Origin of the sequence: Shewanella loihica PV-4 (genome assembly GCF_000016065.1) — a bacterium.
Lineage (GTDB): Bacteria > Pseudomonadota > Gammaproteobacteria > Enterobacterales > Shewanellaceae > Shewanella > Shewanella loihica.
The window spans coordinates 1,166,114-1,186,397 of sequence record NC_009092.1 but is presented as its reverse complement, the minus strand read 5'-3'; the positions used below and the strand labels follow the sequence as shown (position 1 = coordinate 1,186,397).

19 protein-coding genes are annotated in these 20,284 nt (G+C 55.7%); 13 read left to right on the top strand and 6 right to left on the bottom strand.

Going from position 1 to position 20,284, the window contains the following annotated elements:
- Positions 1-325 precede the first annotated feature (325 nt).
- The 5 genes from mtnN to SHEW_RS05280 all read left to right on the top strand — a co-directional run bounded on the left by mtnN (position 326) and on the right by SHEW_RS05280 (position 3,642).
- Positions 326-1,018: a 5'-methylthioadenosine/S-adenosylhomocysteine nucleosidase gene (gene mtnN / locus SHEW_RS05300; protein ID WP_011864831.1), complete on the top strand. Its 693-nt coding sequence runs from the start codon at positions 326-328 to the stop codon at positions 1,016-1,018.
- 37 nt (positions 1,019-1,055) lie between these two features.
- The gene (locus SHEW_RS05295; protein WP_011864830.1) at positions 1,056-2,039 is read left to right on the top strand and encodes a cobalamin biosynthesis protein CobD/CbiB; all 984 of its coding nucleotides are present in this window, start codon (positions 1,056-1,058) and stop codon (positions 2,037-2,039) included.
- Between the two features lie 115 nt (positions 2,040-2,154).
- The gene (locus tag SHEW_RS05290) at positions 2,155-2,544 is read left to right on the top strand and encodes a DUF2721 domain-containing protein (protein WP_011864829.1); all 390 of its coding nucleotides are present in this window, start codon (positions 2,155-2,157) and stop codon (positions 2,542-2,544) included.
- A complete protein-coding gene (locus SHEW_RS05285) occupies positions 2,541-3,161 on the top strand; it encodes a trimeric intracellular cation channel family protein (RefSeq protein WP_011864828.1) in 621 nt (206 codons plus the stop codon). Before SHEW_RS05290 ends, SHEW_RS05285 begins: the two co-directional genes overlap by 4 nt.
- Before the next feature lies 1 nt (position 3,162).
- The gene (locus SHEW_RS05280; protein ID WP_011864827.1) at positions 3,163-3,642 is read left to right on the top strand and encodes a nuclear transport factor 2 family protein; all 480 of its coding nucleotides are present in this window, start codon (positions 3,163-3,165) and stop codon (positions 3,640-3,642) included.
- 146 nt (positions 3,643-3,788) lie between these two features.
- On the opposite strand, the gene tyrS is transcribed toward SHEW_RS05280, so the two are convergent.
- A complete protein-coding gene (tyrS, locus tag SHEW_RS05275) occupies positions 3,789-4,985 on the bottom strand; it encodes a tyrosine--tRNA ligase (RefSeq protein ID WP_011864826.1) in 1,197 nt (398 codons plus the stop codon).
- Between the two features lie 126 nt (positions 4,986-5,111).
- On the opposite strand from tyrS, the gene SHEW_RS05270 reads away from it, so the two are divergent.
- From SHEW_RS05270 to SHEW_RS05255, 4 genes are all read left to right on the top strand, one after another.
- Positions 5,112-6,587 carry a peptidoglycan DD-metalloendopeptidase family protein gene (locus tag SHEW_RS05270; RefSeq protein WP_011864825.1) on the top strand — a complete coding sequence of 492 codons (1,476 nt, stop codon included), beginning with the start codon at positions 5,112-5,114 and terminating at the stop codon, positions 6,585-6,587.
- 37 nt (positions 6,588-6,624) lie between these two features.
- On the top strand, positions 6,625-7,734 hold the full coding sequence (locus SHEW_RS05265) for an anhydro-N-acetylmuramic acid kinase (protein WP_011864824.1): 1,110 nt from the start codon (positions 6,625-6,627) through the stop codon (positions 7,732-7,734).
- A gap of 157 nt (positions 7,735-7,891) precedes the next feature.
- On the top strand, positions 7,892-8,263 hold the full coding sequence (locus tag SHEW_RS05260; RefSeq protein WP_398351021.1) for a DUF2750 domain-containing protein: 372 nt from the start codon (positions 7,892-7,894) through the stop codon (positions 8,261-8,263).
- Positions 8,264-8,323: 60 nt separating this feature from the next.
- Positions 8,324-8,797: a hypothetical protein gene (locus SHEW_RS05255; RefSeq protein WP_011864822.1), complete on the top strand. Its 474-nt coding sequence runs from the start codon at positions 8,324-8,326 to the stop codon at positions 8,795-8,797.
- A 128-nt stretch (positions 8,798-8,925) separates the two neighbouring features.
- Here SHEW_RS05255 and erpA read toward each other — a convergent pair whose 3' ends face one another.
- Positions 8,926-9,276, bottom strand: coding sequence for an iron-sulfur cluster insertion protein ErpA (gene erpA, locus SHEW_RS05250; RefSeq protein WP_011864821.1), 351 nt, complete (start codon positions 9,274-9,276; stop codon positions 8,926-8,928).
- On the bottom strand, positions 9,269-10,186 hold the full coding sequence (locus SHEW_RS05245; RefSeq protein WP_011864820.1) for a DUF6776 family protein: 918 nt from the start codon (positions 10,184-10,186) through the stop codon (positions 9,269-9,271). The genes erpA and SHEW_RS05245 overlap by 8 nt, the downstream gene beginning before the upstream one ends.
- Before the next feature lie 75 nt (positions 10,187-10,261).
- Here SHEW_RS05245 and SHEW_RS05240 point away from each other — a divergent pair, with 75 nt between their 5' ends.
- Positions 10,262-11,971 carry a chloride channel protein gene (locus SHEW_RS05240; RefSeq protein WP_011864819.1) on the top strand — a complete coding sequence of 570 codons (1,710 nt, stop codon included), beginning with the start codon at positions 10,262-10,264 and terminating at the stop codon, positions 11,969-11,971.
- Positions 11,972-12,022: 51 nt separating this feature from the next.
- On the opposite strand, the gene SHEW_RS05235 is transcribed toward SHEW_RS05240, so the two are convergent.
- Positions 12,023-12,529 carry a 2TM domain-containing protein gene (locus SHEW_RS05235; RefSeq protein WP_011864818.1) on the bottom strand — a complete coding sequence of 169 codons (507 nt, stop codon included), beginning with the start codon at positions 12,527-12,529 and terminating at the stop codon, positions 12,023-12,025.
- A gap of 480 nt (positions 12,530-13,009) precedes the next feature.
- Here SHEW_RS05235 and SHEW_RS05230 point away from each other — a divergent pair, with 480 nt between their 5' ends.
- The 3 genes from SHEW_RS05230 (at position 13,010) to nhaD (ending at position 17,215) form a co-directional block, all read left to right on the top strand.
- The gene (locus tag SHEW_RS05230; protein WP_011864817.1) at positions 13,010-14,029 is read left to right on the top strand and encodes an aspartate carbamoyltransferase; all 1,020 of its coding nucleotides are present in this window, start codon (positions 13,010-13,012) and stop codon (positions 14,027-14,029) included.
- Between the two features lie 27 nt (positions 14,030-14,056).
- Positions 14,057-15,343 carry a glutamate-1-semialdehyde 2,1-aminomutase gene (gene hemL, locus SHEW_RS05225; protein WP_011864816.1) on the top strand — a complete coding sequence of 429 codons (1,287 nt, stop codon included), beginning with the start codon at positions 14,057-14,059 and terminating at the stop codon, positions 15,341-15,343.
- A 624-nt stretch (positions 15,344-15,967) separates the two neighbouring features.
- Positions 15,968-17,215 (top strand): sodium:proton antiporter NhaD, encoded by a 1,248-nt coding sequence (nhaD, locus tag SHEW_RS05220; RefSeq protein ID WP_011864815.1) that lies wholly within the window; start codon positions 15,968-15,970, stop codon positions 17,213-17,215.
- Positions 17,216-17,361: 146 nt separating this feature from the next.
- Here the strand turns inward: nhaD and SHEW_RS05215 are convergent, their stop codons facing one another.
- Complete coding sequence (locus SHEW_RS05215) at positions 17,362-18,489, bottom strand: general secretion pathway protein GspB (protein ID WP_011864814.1); 1,128 nt, start codon at positions 18,487-18,489, stop codon at positions 17,362-17,364.
- Complete coding sequence (locus SHEW_RS05210; protein WP_011864813.1) at positions 18,489-20,252, bottom strand: ExeA family protein; 1,764 nt, start codon at positions 20,250-20,252, stop codon at positions 18,489-18,491. Before SHEW_RS05210 ends, SHEW_RS05215 begins: the two co-directional genes overlap by 1 nt.
- Between the last annotated feature and the right edge of the window lie 32 nt (positions 20,253-20,284).

Here is a 20,284-nt window from a genome sequence, read left to right as displayed (position 1 = left end):
AAGGATGGACTCGCTGCGTGCCAAAAGCGTGTTTGCACATGAGGTCGTTCATTCACATCCCTGTGATCACGACATTGGTGCATCCATGCACTGCACCTGCCGCAGGCAATTCAAATACAGTAAGGCTCAATGTTAGCACCTGCTAAGGAATGTCAATACGGCTACGGCCACCAACAAAGAAACTTCCTAACTTGTTTTCCAACAAGCTAGCTTGCGATCCGCAACCTCGCCACAACACCACTTTATTGCTATATTAGCGCCCATTATCTTAAGACAGGCTGCGCCTTCGCGCGGCCAGATCCACCTAGACCATAAAGGGTATTCAATGAAAATTGGTATTATCGGCGCCATGGAGCCAGAAGTCGCTCATCTTATCGCGTCTATGACAGACACTCAGACCCAGACCATCGCCGGCATAGAGTTTGTCGCCGGGCAGCTTGAGGGCAAAGAGGTGATCGTCACCCGCTCTGGCATCGGCAAGGTCACCGCCAGTGTCGCCACCACATTGCTGATTGAGAAATATGCCCCGGATTATGTGATCAACACAGGCTCGGCAGGCGGCTTCGTCGACAGCCTGGCCATCGGCGATATCGTTATCTCCTCAGAGGTGCGCCACCACGACGTGGACGTGACCGCCTTCGGCTACGAGATAGGTCAGATGGCTCAGCAACCGGCAGCCTTCATGCCTGACAGAACTCTGGTCGAGGCGGCCAAGAAGGCGGTTGCGGATCTGGGCGAGGTGAAGGCTATCGAGGGACTTATCTGCACCGGCGACAGCTTTATCTGCGACCCTGAGCGCACTAAGGTGATGCTGAATAATTTCCCGACCATGGCGGCCTGTGAGATGGAGGGCGCTGCGATTGCCCAGGTGTGTCACCAGTTCAAGGTGCCTTTCGTGGTGATTCGCTCGCTGTCTGACAACGCCAACAACGACTCGCCGGTAGATTTTGACAGCTACCTGGTGAAGGCGGGCCATCATTCGGCGCTGATGGTGATCTCGCTGCTGAAACACCTGTAACTGTCAGACTCAGGGACGGTACACAGACCGCGACGCGATGCACGATCTCATCCAACAGCTACTGCTCGACAGCCCCTTCTATCAGGGGGCTTCCATCTTGTTGGTGGCCATCTTCATGGCGCTGCTGGCGCCGCTGCCCAGGGAATACCAGGCCTTCTACTGGTTTTCTCAGCTGGCGCGCAGCCTGTCGGCCAAGGTGGCGAGAGCTGATCGCTCGGCAAATCAGCAGCGAGTGGCGGGCAGCCTCTCTGTGCTGCTCCTGGTGCTGCCCTTCTGGCTGATCCTGAGCTTCCTTTTGGAGCTGGCAGCCTTCCCCTGGTTCTTCGAGTGTCTGTTTCTCTATCTCTGCCTGTGCGATGAGCAGTTTCATAAGGTGGCAGAGGAGACGGGCCAGGCGCTTGCACGTCAAGACAAGCAGCGCGCCCGCCGCCTGCTGAGCCAGTGGGTCTATCGCGACACCCGCGAGCTCTCCGAGGTGGGCATGAGCAAGACGGTGATCGAGAAGTTGATGACCACCTCCATCTATGGCACGGTCGCCACCATACTCTTCTTCGCCGTCGGCGGCGCTCCGCTGGTGCTGGGCGCGCGGATGGTCAAGCAGCTGGAATACACCTGGCCGGCGCTTAATCCGCAATACCGCGAGTTTGGCCGCCCCGTCTATCTGCTGAGCTCCTTGCTCTACTGGCTGCCGACCCAGGCCTGGAACTTCACCCTGGCTATTCAGGGCGGCCCCGGCGCCGTGGTGCAGCTGTTGAGGCCCACCAAGAGCCCACTGCCGATAAACAATCATCTGGCCACCTGCGCCCTGGCGGCGAAAGTGCTCAACACTGAGCTCGGCGGCCCACAGAAGTTTGCCGGGCAGAGGGTCGATATCGCCCGAATCGGCACAGGCCCCAAGCCCACGCCCCATACCATAACGGCGGCGCTTAGGCTGCTGCGTCTGAGCAAGGGGATCTGGGTGCTCTCCGTGCTGCTCATCCCCTGCCTTTGGGCCACATTGCGGCTGCTGGCGCACGCTTAATCGCCACTCTGGGGAGCGCCGCCTCTGCCCCGGCGTCTTTTGACTAGACAAGCCAAAAACCCTTGGTATTATTCCCCTCTGGCGGCAACATATTGACACAATAGGCATAACGACTTTGTTTGAGAATCTTCACATTTCCCTGACCACACCGGCACTACTGTTTCCGGCGATCTCACTGTTACTCCTGGCCTATACCAACCGCTTCTTCTCGCTGGCGGCACTTATCCGCAGCCTGAGCGCCGAGGGCAAGCCTGTGCACTCTGGCCAGCTGAAAAACCTGCGTCGCCGCATCGTCATCATTCGCCGCATGCAAGAAGCTGGCGTCTCAAGCTTTGCCCTGTGCGTCCTGTGTATGATCTTCATCTATGTCGGCTTTAACAAGACCGGCTCGGTCATCTTCGGCTCCAGCCTGCTGCTCCTGCTCTACTCTCTGTTGCTGTCTGTGCTGGAGATCCGCATCTCAGTCGATGCCCTCAACTACCACCTGCAAGAGCTAGATCAATGAAGGAGTGGATCTACTTTTTCGACCTCTGCGGTACCGCGGTATTTGCCCTCTCCGGCGCCTTAGCCGCCGGGCGTCATCGCATGGATCCCTTTGGGGTGATAGTCCTTGCCTCGGTCACCGCCATTGGCGGCGGCAGCATACGTGACGCCTTGCTGGGCACCACGCCGGTATTTTGGATCCGCGACCCCAACTACATCATAGTGATCTTGGCAACCGTGCTGCTGGCCCTGCTGTTTATTCGCAAGCCCAAGAAGGTGCCCCAGTACACGCTACCGGTGGCCGATGCCTTCGGATTGGCGCTGTTTACCGTGATCGGGGCGGAAAAGGCACTCAATCTTGGCCTCAGCGGCATGATTGCCGTGGTGATGGGCTTGATAACTGGCGTCGGAGGCGGCATTATTCGAGACATACTCTGTCGCCAGATCCCCATGATATTGCGCACCGAAATCTATGCGACCGCCTCGATATTTGGCGGGATAAGCTATACCTGTGCCATCACCTGGGGCTTGGCCGATAAGGTGGCCCTGGCCATCGCCATGATAAGTGCGCTCGTCATACGCTTGGCGGCCATCAAGTGGCACCTGAGACTACCGGCGTTTGAATTAAAGAAAACATAAGATGATCAAGCAGTTTTTAGTTAGCATTCTGATGATATTGCCCCTGGCTGCCCAGGCGGCTCCCGGCGATATGCCCGCCGAGCAGCAGATGGCGATCAAGTATATTCAAGCGCTGACGGATCATGACTACCGCACCCTGGCCTCCTTCTACAACCGCGACAGCGTGTTTAAGGATCGCACCGCCAGCAAGACCTACACGGGAAGACGAGACATCATAGAGTTTTTCGAGCGTGCCCATCGCGGCGTGCTGGAATACGATTTCAACATAGAGCACATGTACAACTCGGGCTCACTGGTGGTGATGATAGGCAACTACCACTATCGCGGCCCAGGCAGCCTGTTTGGCAAGCCGGGCAAGGTGATCGAACTGGCGATCCCCGGGGTGACCACGGTCAAGCTGGATCTGGCCAACCACAGGGTGAAGGAGCATGAAGATCTGATGGACTATCAGACCATGCAGGATCAGCTCGCCACTCAGTAAGCGGGTCTAGCCTAGCGCTAGCCACTTTCAAGCTCTCCAAGTTTCAAGCTTTCCACCTCGCCAGCAGCATAACTCTTTAACTTTTCGCCAAACATAAAAAAGGCCTGCATTAAGCAGGCCTCTTGAAATGATTCGACGGTAAATCTTTACACCAGGGTGATCTTGGCAAACTTGCGCTTACCCACCTGGAACACGCCCGTCATGCCGGCGTTAAGCACTAGACGGCTGTCTTCAATCTTGTCGCCATCCAGCTTAGCCGCGCCCTGCTTGATCATACGCATCGCCTCAGAGGTCGAGCTGACCAGGCCAGCATCTTTAAGCACGTTGGCGATGCCGATACCGTCACCGGCGGCAATCTCGATCTCCTGGATATCATCTGGGATCGCGCCCTTCTGGAAGCGGTTGATAAACTCCTGATGCGCCGCCTCGGCTGCTGCCTCGTCGTGGAAACGGGCGATGATCTCTTTCGCCAGGGCGATCTTCACATCTCTTGGGTTGGTGCCGTTGTCGACGTCGCTCTTAAGCTGGGCAATCTCTTCCAGTGGACGGAAAGAGAGCAGCTCGAAGTAGCGCCACATCAGGTCATCTGAGATAGACATGATCTTGCCAAACATCTCACCGGCAGGCTCGCTGACGCCGATATAGTTGTTGGCTGACTTAGACATCTTCTTCACGCCGTCCAGACCTTCCAGCAGCGGCATCATGATCACCGCCTGTGGCTTCTGACCCGCGGCTTTTTGCAGTTCACGGCCCATCAGCAGGTTGAACTTCTGATCCGTACCGCCAAGCTCGACGTCGGCTTCCAGCGCAACAGAGTCATAGCCCTGCAGCAGTGGGTACATAAATTCGTGGATGGCGATCGACTGACCCGAGGCATAGCGCTTCTTAAAGTCGTCACGTTCCATCATACGCGCAACGGTCTGCTGTGAGGCCAAGCGGATCATGCCCGCCGCGCCCAGCTCCTCTAGCCAGCTCGAGTTGAACTCGATGCGGGTCTTGGCCGGGTCCAGGATCTTGTACACCTGTTCCTTGTAGGTTTCGGCGTTCGCCAACACCTGCTCGCGGGTCAGCGGCGGACGCGTGCTGTTCTTACCACTCGGGTCACCCACCATGCCGGTGAAGTCGCCGATCAGGAAGATCACTTCGTGTCCCAGCTCCTGGAAGGCACGCATCTTATTGAGGATCACAGTATGGCCAAGATGAATATCCGGCGCGGTTGGGTCGGCACCCAACTTGATGCGCAGAGGACGTCCCTCTTTTAATTTTTCCAGCAGATCCGATTCGAGCAAGATCTCGTCGGTACCACGTTTAATTTCTGCTAATGCTTGGTCTAAATTAGCCATCTTGGCAGCTACTCCTAAGAGCCGATAGGTAAATAATGGGGACTAATGTTACTTGTTAGCCAGCACAAATGAAAGAGTGTACACTAACAGGATCGGCTTAAGTGTTAGAAATTGGTATCGGAGTCAATGGGAAAGATCATCACACTCTTAAAACTATTACCCAGATTGCATCAAATCATATTGAGTGTCTTAGTGATGATCACCATAGGCGCGATATTTATCCCCTCCGACGATGCCGAGGCCTCCCGTTCAACCAACACCTCGTTAACGGGCAAGATTCGCCTTGGCGAACAAGCAGGTAGCGGCGCATCAGGCGAAAACACCACTAACGACACCAAGACAAACGGCTATGCCTACCCCGTGCCCCTCGCCTTTCGCACGCCCGAGCCCCCCAGCGCCGATGAGATCGCCCGTAATACCCAAGAGAGCGGCAGCCTAGACCTTAACGGAAGCCTAGATCTCAATGAGAGCGCTCTGACCCAGGTCACCGACAACCCAGTCGTCGAGCCCGAAGAGGAAAGAGAAAGCAGCGAGGAGTTTACCGTGCGCAGCGGCGACACCCTTGCCGCCCTGTTTAAACGCGCCGGACTCACGGCCCGCGACGTGTATGAGATCACCCAGCTCCCCAAGGCCAAGAAGAACCTGTTGAAGATCATGCCCGGCGAAGAGATCATTATCGTCAAAGATGATGCCGGTCAGCTCAAGCGTGTGGTCTATCATCTTGACCCCATCTCGACCCTGAAGATCTGCAAGGACGATAAGGGCTACAGCGAAGAGATCATCAAGAAGACGGTGGAAAGCCGCACCAAATTTGCCAGCGCCACCATCAGCAGCAACTTTTGGAACGCCGGTGTCGGCGCCGGGCTGACGCCCAACCAGATCATGCAGCTGGCCACCATCTTTGGCTGGGATATCGACTTTGCCCTGGATCTGCGCCAGGGCGACAACTTCGCCATCCTATTTGAAGAGGAGTACGCCGACGGCGAGTTCCTGCGTAACGGCAATATCCTGGCCGCCGAGTTCTACAACCAGGGCGATCGCTATACGGCGGTGCGCTACAAGGACGGCAACTACTATTCCGACGAGGGGCGCAGCATGCGTAAGGCCTTCCTGCGCTCGCCGGTGGACTTCAAGTATGTCAGCTCCAGCTTCAACCCACGCCGCCTCCACCCGGTCACGGGTCAGGTCAAGGCACACCGCGGTGTAGACTATGTGGCTGCCGTCGGCACCCCCATCAAGGCCGCGGGTAAGGGACGGGTGATCAAGTCCGGTTACAACCAATACAATGGTAATTATGTCTTCATCAAACATAATGAGACCTATACCACCAAGTATCTCCATCTTAAAAAACGTAAGGTCAAGCAGGGCCAGACGGTGAAGCAGGGGCAGATCATCGGCACCCTGGGCTCGACCGGCCGCGTGACAGGCGCTCACCTGCACTATGAGTTTATCGTTAACGGCGTGCATCGCAATCCACGTACGGTCAAGCTGCCGCAATCTCTGCCCATAGACAGCAAGGAAAAATCCAGCTTCCTCGCCCTGAGTAAGCAATTGATGGCTAAACTTGAACAGAACAAGCAAGTGCAATTGGCCTCCCAGTGAGTCTCTCTTTTGGGTCAACAGACCCCAGGACATCTAGATGAGCAAACATTACTATATCGGCCTGATGTCGGGCACTAGCATGGATGGTGTCGACGCGGTATTGGTCGACTTCAGCGACGATAAGATCACCCTGGTCGATACCCATACCGAGCCGCTGCCCAGCCATCTGCTGAGCGGCCTGCAGCGCCTGTGTCAGTCGGGATCGGACGAGATCAACCGCATGGGCATACTGGACCGCAGCGTCGGCAAGCTGTTTGCCCAGGCGGTGGAGGGCCTGCTGACCAAGAGCGGCGTCGACAGACATCAGATCATGGCCATCGGCAGCCACGGCCAGACGGTGCGCCACATGCCCAACCTGGAGCTGGGTTTTACCCTGCAGATTGGCGACCCCAACACCATAGCCGCCCTCACGGGCATAGATGTTATCGCCGACTTTCGCCGCAAAGATATCGCCCTGGGTGGTCAGGGCGCGCCTCTGGTACCCGCCTTTCACCAACAGCTATTTGCGAGAACCGGGCACCAGCGGATGATCCTCAACATAGGCGGCATCTCCAACATCACCTATCTGCCTGGGGATGCCAGCGCTGTAATTGGTTTCGATAACGGTCCGGGCAATACCCTGATAGACACTTGGATCAAGCAGGTTCAAGGTGAGGCTTACGATAAGGACGGCGCCTGGGCGGCCAGCGGCAAGACGGATGAGCAGCTACTCAAGCAGATGCTTTCCCACTCCTATTTCTCCCTCAGCGCCCCCAAGAGCACGGGACGCGAGCTGTTTAACCAGGCCTGGCTGGAGCAGCAGACCTCCGATTTCGGCTATCTGCACGAGTCGGATATTCAGTCCACCCTGCTGGATCTCACCTGCCACAGCATAGCCAACGACTGCCTCAAGCTCACCGAAAAGGCCGAGCTCTATGTGTGCGGTGGCGGCGCCTTTAACACTGAGTTGCTAACACGTCTGGCGGCGCTGCTGCCAGGCTATCAGGTGCATACCACCGCCAGCCTGGGGGTCGATCCTCAGTGGGTGGAAGGCATCGCCTTCGCCTGGCTCGCCATGCGCCACAAGCTGGGGCTACCGGGTAACCTGCCGGCCGTCACGGGCGCCAGCCGGGAAACCGTGCTCGGCGGCCTCTTCCCCGGCAACTGAGTAAGCCGTCAGAGTAAGGCAACTGCTCACGACAACTAATATTATCCAAGGCGCTCTGCACCGCCCATCTCAGGGACAAAACTGTTAGCGTAGGGCGGCGCAGATTGCTATCATGGCGGCCAATCGGCCCAGCCACTAATTGATGAAAGAGACAGCAATGACCAAGAGTGCACAACAAGCCAGCCAGATGACCCCAGAGGCCCGTTACGACTATCTCGTCGAGCAAGCCAAGGCCACCAAGACACTGTGGACCCTACAGGATGTCGATGGCTGCGTCATGCTGACCACAGAAGATGAAGACTGCATCCCTATGTGGCCATGTGAAGAATCCGCCAAGCAGTGGGCCGTCGACGACTGGGCCGACTGCATCCCACTGGCCATCCCGCTGGACGAGTGGCTAGAGCGCTGGGTGCCTGGCATGCAGGACGATGACCTGTTTGTCGCCGTGTTCCCGGTACAGGACGATCTGGGCGTGGTGATCCCGCCCTACGAACTTGAGCAGCGTCTGACGCCTAAGCCGCGTCACTGATCGGCTAACGTTAACGCTTCGGTTCAGATAATGGAAGAGAATAAGGTGTCGATGCCAGAGATGACTGAGACAAACGGCCAGGCTGACAAGGCACAAGCCGCTGAACTCACAAAAGCCGCTAGCCAGCAGCCGGTGAAGGCTAAGCTGCCCAAGCGTCTGTTGGCCCTGCTGAGTCTGCTGACCCTGGCCTCCGTCAGTGGCCTGATGGCCAAGCAGGGGGTGCTGTTTTGCATGCTGACCCTGCTGATGGTGATTGCCGTGCTGGGCCGCCAGAAGGCTGGACTCTATATGCTCAGGGGCTACACCATCATACAGCTCGTCTTGGTGAGCCTGCTGCCGGTGATCTTATATGATCCTGACAATCTGGTGGCCGGTCCCTCGACCTTTCACCTGGGCGATTGGCAGGGCAAGCTGCCAGATTGGTTAGTGTTCACTGTGCTGATACTGCTGGCCGTGGTGCAGGTGTGGATAGCCTTCACTCCTAAGGTAAAGGCCTACTGCCATATCAAGAACAGCATGAATATCATGAAATAAGCCGGTGACCTACCAGCCTAGAGTTATTAGAGTCATAAAGGACACAGATACAAAAAAGCCAGCTATTGCTGGCTTTTTCTTTATGCGCTCAATGGCGTCATCGCGGCTTTCGGTTTAAGAGATTAGACCTAAACCGAGAAGCTGGCACCACAGCCACAGGTGGTGGTGGCGTTAGGGTTCTTAACGAAGAAACGAGAGCCTTCCAGGCCCGAGGTGTAATCCACTTCACCGCCTACCAGGTATTGCAGGCTCATTGGGTCGACAACCAATTGAACCCCTTGTTTCTCAACGGTAAAGTCACCTTCGTTGACCTTCTCATCGAATGTAAAGCCATACTGAAAACCTGAACACCCGCCACCTGTCACGTACACACGTAACTTAAGCGCGTCGTTTTGCTCTTCCTCCAATAGGGTTTTTACCTTGGCCGCTGCCGCGTCGGTAAAACGAATTGGCATTGTATCTTCAGCTTGTTCAGTCATTACTACCTCTTACATCGGTTTGCTGAGCGGAATTATCCGATACCTGACTATTTTGTTCAAGTAATAGTCGTGGCTCTGTTGAAATCTGTGAACCTTCGCCCTCCTCGGCGGGGGCATAGCCCTCCTCCCCATGGGGCTCCTCTACCGCGTTGGGCTCGCCGCCGGAGCGGGCACCTACGTCAGTGTCGCCCTCTGGCGTGGCCAGAAGTTCCTGGGCGCTGAAGCTCTGCTGCGCCTTTGCGCCCTTACTCCAGCGACTGGCGGGCACTATGACCTCAGTCTCGACCCGAGACAGCTCGAAATCGCTTGGCAGGGTGATCTGCGCCTCAAGGGTCTGAAAATAACGGAAGCTAAAGGCAAACTTGGCATCGGTAAGCGATGAAAGTGGCAGGGTCACTATCTTGCCCTGCTGCACGCCGACAAAAACGAGCTTGGCCTGGCCCTTCAACGCCTGCTTGCGCTTCTGCAGCTGAGTAAGCACTAACTTGATCTGATACTGATGGGTCAGTGGGCCCGGCGTCATCTCCAGTCCGTGAATGGCGACGCCGTCGGCCTGATGCTCTGGCGCCATGATGCTGCGGTAGAAGGCCAGCTCTCTGTCGAGTGACTTCTGTTTCTGATGCTGCTCGAGAAACATCTTCTGCATGTTACTGTTGGCTTCGCGCTCCAGCGACAGCTCGAGATTACGCGAGGCCAGCACCTCGGCCTGCTCCTTGAGCGCCTGGCGCAGCTCGGCCTCGCGGCCATTGGATTGGGTCGGTGTCACCGAATGATTGGCGGACCAGAGGTCCCAGGTCAACACGCCGAGTAAGAAGGCCACGATCACTAAACAAAACAGATAAACGCTCGAAGGTCTAATTTTTCGTTCGAGCACTTGCATGCGATCGACCCAGCGATGATAATTTGGCATTAAGTACTAGCCCCTTATGATAATTTCTTCATTCGCCCCGCGAAGCGTTACTAACGATTGATCCGGAAGGTTACTGTGCAGCTCAGAATAAACAGCGCCATACAGCAATGCCAGAAATACCTGAATACCGACCTCAAAGACAAATTGGCCCAGGCCAAGATCAGCGTGCAGCTTTGTGGCCTCGCCCTCGCCTTCGCCCTGGTGGCCTCTGGCGTGATCATATTGTTTCGACTTCTGCTGCTGTGGCTCAACCAGCTCACCCAGACCCAAGAGTGGCAGTTTACTGGCAACTTAGGTGACTGGCGAGTCCTATTGCCACTTTTAGGGGCGATCTTAATCTGGTTTGTGGCCGTTTTGGGATCCAAGCGCTATAAACGCATGGGGATCGCCTACGTGATGCAGCGGATGAAATTGCACTACGGCAAGATCCCCCTGCAGTCCGCGCCGGGACAGTTCTTTCAGGCGCTGTTTGCCTTGGCAACCAACTTCTCCGTGGGCCGTGAGGGCCCGGCCATACATCTGGGGGCGGTGAGCGCCAGCGTGATGGCGGAGAAGTTTAAGCTGCCCGACAACAGCGTGCGCATCATGTGCGCCAGTGGCATCGCCGCCGGGATTGCCGCCACCTTCAACGCCCCGCTGGCGGCAGTGATCTTCGTATTCGAGGTGATACTGCGCGAATACAAGGTGCATTACTTCTTCCCCATCATGCTCTCGGCCATCTGCGGCGCCCTCTCCAGCCAGCTGGTGTTTGGCAATATCCATGAATATGACCAGATTGGGGTAAGCCATATTCCCCTGTCGCAATATCCCGTACTGGCGCTATGCGGCGTCACCCTGGGTTGTATCGCCGCCCTGTTTAATCACACCCTGCTAAAAGTCACAGCTAAGGGACAGCAGCATCCCCTGATCCTGCGCCTGCTCATCGCCGGGCTTATCACCACCATCATAGGTTTCTTCCTGCCACAGGCGCTGGGCAGCGGCGACCTTGCCATCAGCCACGCCATCAGCGAACATCCCAGCCTTGCGCTACTGGTCGGCTTGTTGCTGGGCAAAATCATCGCCACCATAGCCGCCATCGGCCTTGGGATCCCAGGTGGCATCATAGGCCCGCTATTTGGCATAGGCGCGTTAATTGGCGCCATCCTAGCCGTGGTCAGTGCCATGTTGTTTCCTACCATCACCCCCTATGTGGGCCTCTACACCATCATAGGCATGACGGCCATGATGGGGGTCTGCCTCAGCGCACCCCTGGCGGCCCTGGTCGCCCTGCTGGAGCTGACCAATAACGCCGCCATCATCTTGCCGTCCATGTTCGTGACCATTCCGGCGTTCCTGATCGCCCATCAGGCGTTCAATACCAAGTCGCTGTTCTACAAGCAGATAGAGCTGATGGGGCTGGACTACAAGGTCTCCTCGGTCAAACTTGGTCTGCAGAAACAGGGGGTGCGCGCCGTGATGGACAAGCGCTTCGTTATCGTGAAAGACAACGACGAGCTGCTGCTGGAGGTGCTTAAGCGCGCCGAGGGGCGATCTGTGTTGATGCAGAACAATCAGGGCCAGATGGAGATGCTGCAGATAGAGCTGCAGGTCACCGAGGAGATGAGTACCCTGACCCGTCACCCCATAGAGGGCCTAGTGGATACCGCCACCCTGAAAGAGGTATACGACATTCTCTCTAAGGAGCGTCGCGGCGAAGTATTTATCTATCAGGATAAGCGCGACAATGTGGTCGGAGTGATCAGCTGGGTGATGCTGCAAAAAGAGATCAACCAAGGGCAGATTTAGCAGGCGCCAGCCTAAAGACATTAGACTGACGCCTATATCTGAATCTTAACGCTAGAGCCTACGCTTGAGTCGCTTCTCAATCTGGCGTTTCTCCCAGCTCGCCCCAAACAGGCTAAAAGGCTCAAATACCGAGATGGCGTGCAGCACCAGGCCGCCGCCCCATCCCATTACCACCCACCAGACCCACATATAACCTGGGCTTATCATCAGATTCAGCAGGTAGAGTAGCGGCAAGACAATCGCCATGGTCACCAGGTTGCTGTAGAAGCCTTTCAGCTCTTTGACATATTCGATGGCGGCGCGCTCATCACTGCTGATCGGCGCCAGGCTCTCATTAACTGCTTCATCGGTTTGCTTGTCCATTGTCATACTCATATCCATCTCCTGTTGCAGCGCCTCCAGAGGCACCTCAAATACCGAAGCTAAAGATTTCAATGATTCGAGACTCGCCTTCTGTCCCCGCTCCAGGCGCTGTATGGTGCGCACATTAAGCCCTGAATGCTGCGCCAGTTGCTCCTGCGACCAGGCCCGTTGAAGACGTAGTTTACGAATGATCATTGTTTTCCTTAACCCTCTGTTTAATTGGAGATGCCAGCTTAGCCCCGGGTAGCTTGCCCCACCACGGCGTTTAGCCGACTTATGCGTGACTTAAGCATGACTTTGATAAAACATCAGCACGACTTGAGCACGACACGCCTGCCGACTCAGACAAGAGAATAGCGCGACACGCGCGTGACTCGCCTTTAGTTTCAATAGGTTAACCTGAGATGCGAACTAATCCACCCTTAGTCGATCGACGCACTTACCCGCTTCTTGCCGCTACCACTCGTCCCTGCTACTCGACTCTATATTCGGCGCCAATCTGGCTCACAGGATCTAGCCAAACAAAGCTTGTGCCAACACGCAAATTTGCTAGGCGGGTTATTCCACCGCCTCGCTATGTCTGGTATAGTGTCGCCTCAGCCACCCTACATAACTTAGGGCGAAATGACCATCTGCTTCGGCCATTTTGCCCCCCGAAATTGGAAATAAAGGCTGATGACTCAGTTTCAAGGTTCACACATCCTCTCGGTAAACCAACTCAATCTAGATGCCGTACAAGAGATCTTTAGCGTCGCATCGCGAATGACTCCCTATGCCCTCAGACGCAAACGCACCACGGTACTCGACGGCGCGATTCTGGGTAATCTGTTTTTCGAACCCAGCACCCGTACCCGGGTCAGCTTCGGCAGTGCCTTCAACCTGCTGGGCGGCAAGGTCAACGAAACCGTCGGCATAGGCACCTCGTCACTCTCTAAGGGTGAGTCCCTGTACGACACCGCCCGCGTACTTTCTAGCTACTCGGATGTGATCGCCATGCGTCATCCCGATGCCTATTCGGTGCGTGAGTTTGCCGAGGGTAGCCGAGTACCAGTAATAAACGGTGGCGACGGCCCGAACGAGCACCCGACCCAGGCGCTGCTGGATCTGTTCACCATTCAGAAAGAGCTGGCCGCCGGTGGCCGCAGCATCAGCGGCATGCACATCGCCATGGTGGGCGATCTCAAGTTTGGCCGCACGGTACACTCGCTGTCGCGCCTTCTATGCATGTACAAGGATGTGAGCTTCACCCTGATCTCACCAAAAGAGCTGGCAATGCCAGACTATGTGATCGATGACATTGAAAATGCTGGGCATAAGATCACAATAACAGATCAACTTGAAGGCAATTTAGATCAGGCTGATATACTCTACCTGACGCGTATTCAAGAAGAGCGTTTTCCTTCACAGGAAGAGGCCAACAAGTATCGTGGTAAGTTCCGCTTAAACCACAATATTTACACACAGCATTGCAAATCGAATACAGTGATCATGCATCCGCTGCCCCGCGATTCGAGAGAGCAGGCCAACGAGCTGGACAATGACCTCAACAGTCATCCAAACTTGGCCATCTTCAGACAGGCAGATAACGGATTGCTTATCCGCATGGCGCTGTTTGCGTTGACATTAGGTGTTGATTCACAGCTTGAACAGCACGAATGTCCGGTAAATTGGTATTCACAAAAAGCCGATTTTTAATCTGGCGACGACTTTAAAGGATCTAGAATGACCCGTTCTGAAACCCTATTTGAGCAGGCTAAGAAAACTATCCCTGGTGGCGTTAACTCACCCGTGCGTGCCTTCAACGGCGTGGGTGGTTCACCACGTTTCATCGAAAAAGCCGACGGCGCTTACATCTATGATGCCGACGGCAAGGCCTATATCGACTATGTTGGCTCTTGGGGCCCGATGATCTTGGGTCATAATCATCCAAAGATCCGTCAAGCCGTACTGGACGCAGTAGAGAATGGTCTCTCTTTCGGTGCGCCAACCGAGCTTGAAGTGCGCATGGCCGAGAAGGTGATCGAGATGGTGCCTTCGATGGAACAGGTTCGTATGGTGAGCTCAGGCACAGAAGCCACCATGAGCGCCATCCGTCTGGCACGCGGCTTTACCAATCGCGACAAGATCCTCAAGTTTGAAGGCTGCTACCACGGCCATGCCGACTGTCTGCTGGTAAAAGCGGGCTCTGGTGCCCTGACCCTAGGTCAGCCAAGCTCTCCGGGTATCCCGGAAGATTTTGCTAAGCACACGCTGACCGCGGTTTACAACGAGCTGGAATCTGTGAAGACACTGTTTGAACAGTACCCAGAAGAGATCGCCTGTATCATCCTTGAGCCAGTTGCCGGCAACATGAACTGCATCCCGCCAATTCCAGGCTTCCTGGAAGGTCTGCGCGCCCTGTGTGACCAGTATGGCGCCCTGCTGATCATCGACGAGGTGATGACAGGTTTCCGCGTCTCTAAGAGTGGTGCACAAGGCCACTACGGCATTACGCCTGACCTGACCACACTGGGTAAGGTTATCGGCGGCGGTATGCCAGTGGGCGCCTTTGGTGGCCGTAAAGAGGTGATGCAGTTCATCGCCCCTACAGGTCCTGTGTATCAGGCAGGTACCCTGTCGGGTAACCCTATTGCCATGTCGGCAGGTCTAGCGCAGATGGAAGAGCTTTGCGCCGAAGGCCTGTATGAAGAGCTGGCCGCCAAGACCAAGCGTATCGCCGAAGGCTTCAAGGCCGCAGCCAACAAGCATGGTATTCCGCTGAGCATCAACTATGTGGGCGGCATGTTCGGTTTCTTCTTTACCGAGCTGGAGCAGGTAACCCGCTTCGATCAGGTCACCCAGTGTGATGCAGAAGCCTTCCGCACCTTCTACCACGGCATGCTGGACGAAGGCGTTTACCTGGCGCCTAGCGCTTATGAAGCTGGCTTCCTCTCTATGGCACATGGCGAGAAGGAACTGGAAGAAACGCTGGCCGCAGCGGATCGCGTCTTCGCCCGCATGGCTAAGTAATAGCTAGCGCCAGTCATTCGAACGAGCAATCGTAACGAAAAACAGAAAGGACGCCCAGGCGTCCTTTTTTATTGCCCGGCTTTACCCATAGCCTAGGCCTTTACTTGCAGCCTAGGCCTTTACTTGCAGCCTAGGCCTTTACTCCTTGCCTAAACATTTGGCTCAAAGCCTAGGCCTTCGTCTCAGAGCCTGTGCACGCCCCACGCTTTGCCACCAAAATCGGCATGCCTCACATCTACCAATTTCGAGATGCTAAACATCGATTCGCCTGGCAGGGCGCCAAACGTAAACAATTTATTCCAACTTGACAGCCGCAGCCAGTAGAGACTCTTGTATAAATGACAATATTCAGGGGAATACCCTAAATCCAGTAAAACCGAAGGCGAGAATTCAGCAGCTTTCACCACAGATTCAAGGAATCAAAAAATATTCCGCTATTTCAAAAGCCTCGATGTGCGCGAGATCGCATTTTTAAGCGAAATTAGACTAAGGTAACACTTGCGTATTATCCCATCCTATGGTCAGATCGCCGCCTAACACAACAACCTTAACCAAACCTTGATGTAAATCATGCCGTCTCACCTCTGCCGGACGGGATTTACTATCAGCCGTAGGAACAAATGTATGCTCAACATTTTCCTGATCACACTTGCTGTGCTAGCGCTATTAAGCATTATTTTTGAAGAAGTTACCCACATTAATAAGGCTAAAACCACCCTCTTCTTCGGCTGTGTTGCCTGGATCACCCTGTTTGTTGCGGCGCGAGATCCCAGCCACCAGCACCTAGTGGCAGAGGAACTGGACCACAACCTGTTGGAAATCGCCACCCTCTGGCTCTTCCTGATGTCCACCATGACCTTCGTGGCCTATCTGAACGCCAAGGGCATGATTCAGATCCTGGTGCAGAAGCTGTTCCCCCAGAAGGTCTCTGTGCGCATGCTGATGATACAGGTGGCACTCTTCTCCCTAGTGCTGTCGGCCATCTGTGATAACGTCACCGCGACCCTGGTTTCCTTGGGCTTGTTGACCACCTTTCAACTCGAGAGCCAGATGAAGCGCCGCATGTCGGTACTCATCATCTTCGCGGTGAACTCGGGCGGTGTGGCGCTGATCACCGGTGACGTGACAACCCTAATGATCTTCCTCGGCGGCCATGTCCATATCTCGCAGCTGCTTATGCTATTTATCCCGGCGGCGGCCAGTGTGATGCTGCTGGCGGTGCTGTTCTCGCTGAAGGCGGAAGGCTATGTGAGCACCACCCCCATCAAGCGCCAATACAGCAAGCTGGATGTGTTTATCGCCCTCATCTTCCTGATCACCATCATAATGACCATGGTGCTCAACATCTTCTTCGGTATTCCGCCTGTGCTGACCTTCCTGTCGGGTCTGTCGGTGATGTTCCTGATGGGCACGTTGCAGCGCAGCAACAAAGAAGAGCTACAGATCCTCGAATATATCCGTCAGGTAGAGTTCGAAACCCTACTCTTCTTCCTGGGGATCTTGCTGCTCGTGGGCATGCTAAAAGAGATTGGCACCCTGCATCTACTGACCGAGGTCTATGCCAAGTTTGACCCGAACATCTCTAACTTCGTGACGGGTATCGGCTCGGCGATTCTGGATAACGTACCGCTCACTGCGGCGCTATTGAAGGCCGAACCTGTGCTTAACACCCCTGAGTGGCTGGGCCTCACCTACTCTGTAGGCGTGGGCGGCTCTCTGCTGGTGATTGGTAGTGCGGCGGGTATCATCGCCATGAGTAAGGTGAAAGAGCTCACCTTCGTCACCTACCTCAAGTATGTGCCTGCACTGGCTCTGTGTTACACCTGTGGTTATGGTCTGACGTTGCTACTGGCCTACGAGTTCTTTGGCTAGGCACTCTTTGGCTAGACATTCTTTGTTTAGGCACTGAGACCAAACAAGACTCAAACGAAAAAGGCGATGAATGATTCATCGCCTTTTTTCTTACTAATTTAGCATCTGCTTATTTGACTTAGGCTAAGCAGCTACCCAAATTGCGCCTAGATAGCGGGCACCTTAAACTCGGTACCGGCCACCTCTAACACCACATCCCTCGGGCGTATCTCGACAATCTTCAGCTTGCCACCAATCATGTCGCCCTGTTGCAGCTCCGCGCCATCCACATTCAGCCAGCGGTTCTTTGGATCGTTGGCATAGACATGGGCCAGAATATTAAACTCGGGTACCTGCAACTGAATGCCAGCAGGTAGCTGGCCATACTTGGGCAGCTCGTCGGGCTGGGCCGCCGGAATAGGATCAAGCTTAGGCTGAGTCACGGGTGTGGCGACGGCGTTCTCCTTCTCCACCTCCTTGAGCGCCGCCTCGAAGGCTGCTACCAGCTTGCTGGTATCCTTAACTACCGGGCGCTGCTCAGCTACTGGCTCTGCTTGTTGCTCGCTTGCTTGGTCGAAAGCCTGCTCCAATCCCTGATTTGCGCGCTGCTCCTCAACGTAAGCAGCGTCCAGGCCGACATCGGCCGCCGCCTCGTCCACCTGCGCCTTGAGAGAGCTGAGCAGCTCTCGCCCACGCTCGTTGGCGTTGGCGCCTAAGATGATCGGCTCATCTGCGCCCAGGTCGTTTACATAGCCCTGATTACTTGTGGCGCTGGTGTTTACGCTGCTTTGATTTGCACGGCTTTGGTTTACACGGCTTTGCGCGGCCTGCTGACGCCTTGGCTGAGTGGTAGATGCCATCATGGGTTCACTCGTCCGGGCTTGAGCACTGGGGCGCTCCACCGGCAATGGCAGGGCAACCTTCCCCGCAAGCTTGATGCCTGTCAGAGGATTCTGCTCAAGAGAAGGCTGGGCAGTCGGCTGTTCAGCCACTCGCTGTTGCTGGGGCTGTTGCTGGGGCAGGGCTTGTGTCTGCATCGCTGAGGTTTGTTGGCTAGATATGCTAGATACGTTAGATACTGATGCGGCCTGCTTTTGCGCGCCTAGCTCTCCCTGCCCACTGAGCACCCAGGCAAGGGCGATGGCTCCGCCAAGGCCAGTACCTAACAAGCCTAATTTGACGACCAGAGGCCACTTGGGCTGCATCGCCTCATACTGGGCCCTTGGGGTGATCACAGGGTCTAGCTGTTGATCTTGCTGTTTCGCGCGGGTCACCGCATCGAGAAGGATAGACATCAGTAGCGTCCCTCGCCTTGCACTCTTCCCTGCAATCCTACTTGCTGCTCCTGCAATCTCGGGCCCTTATCGCTGAGGTAGAGATTGAGCTGCACTAAGGTCTGGCTACCGGCGATGGCATCGGCGCGCAGGCCATGCTGACGCTGGAAATCCATCAGAGATTGCTCCAGCTCGGCATCGAAATAGTCGACCAAACGGGCGGGCTTGTTCTGGATCTGCGCCAGGGCATTCTCCAGCCACTGGATCTGCGCCGGCGCCGAGCCTCGGCCTATCTCCTTAGGCTGATAGCTTGGTGCCTGCCACAATAGCTCGAAGGTACCGGCAAAGTGGCGGGTAAACCAGTCTCTGTCGACCCACAGCTGCTGCTCCGCCAGCTGCAGCAACAGCTGCTCGCCCTGGCGGGACACGACGGTTCCGTAGAAGGGCTCGCCGCGCTCATCCTGCAAATAGACCACGGCGGGATAGTTGAGGCGTACCAAGGAATGCCAGTTGCCTTGCTGCTGGAAGCAATCCAGCCCCTGCTGCTTGGCCGACTGACAGGCGGTCAGGCCAACATAAGGTGCCTTATCCCACAGGCCGAGTATGGCGGCGTAGGCGGTGTCTATGCTGCGACTCTGATTGATTGCCTGACGCAATATGCGCTGATCGGCGCTCAGGCTGGCATTGCTCTCTTCAACTTGGCGGCTTGCCAGATTGGTTTGAGTTTGTGGCTGCGTTTGTGTCTGGACGGCTTGTGAATGGTTCTGATTAGCCTGCTGCGCACCGGTGGCACTCGGCTCATTGGCCTGCACTGCGCCAGTCTGGGCCATATTTGCCTGAGCTGTGTTTGCCTGATCTGTGTTTGCCTGAGCTATGCCGCCATGCCCCTGCAGATTAAAGAAGTAGAAGGCGCCGGCAAAGGTCGCCAGGATCAGGGTCGCGGCCGTCGCCGGCCACAGCAGTTTGCGCTGCTTGATCTCCTCGCCCAAGACTTCGCTGGCGGCGGTTCTCACCATGTTGGCGTCGATAGGCACCTTAGACTGGGCATAACCTGCCATTAGGGCACGTTCACACAAGAGATTAATCAGGCGGGGAATACCGCCACTGTATTGGTGGAGCGTCTTGATGGCGCTGCGGTGAAACAGCGGCTCGTGACGTCCAGCTACCTGAAGCCTGTGCTGCACATAGAGGGCGATCTCCTGCTGAGTCAATGGCAGCAGGTGATAACGTGCGGTGATGCGCTGAGCCAACTGTCTGAGTTCCTGACGCTTAAGCAGCTGTTGTAGCTCCGGCTGACCGATAAGGATCACCTGCAGTAGCTTCTTGGTATCTGTTTCCAGGTTGGTCAGCAGCCTAAGCTGCTCCAGCACCTCGGCCCGTAGATGCTGCGCCTCGTCGATGATCAGGACGGTATTGCGCCCCTTCTCATGGTTGGCCAGCAGGAACTGACTCAGCTTATCGGTGAGCTGCTTCAGGGTGGGCGACTCGCCATAATGCACCCCCAGCTCGTCACACAGGGTGGCCAGCAGCTCAAGCTCGGTCAGCGAGGGGTTGAGGATAAAGGCGGTATCGGTATTTTCGGGCAGTTGGTTGAGCAGGCAGCGCGACACTGTGGTCTTTCCCGTGCCCACCTCGCCGGTTAACAAGACAAAACCACCGGTTTCACCCAATCCATAGGTTAAATGAGCCAACGCCTCACGATGCCTGTCACTCAGGAACAGATAATGAGGGTTGGGTGCGATCGAAAACGGGTTATCGCTAAGTCCGTAAAACGCCTTGTACATGCCGTCTCAGTCCCAAAATAGTAATGACGGTT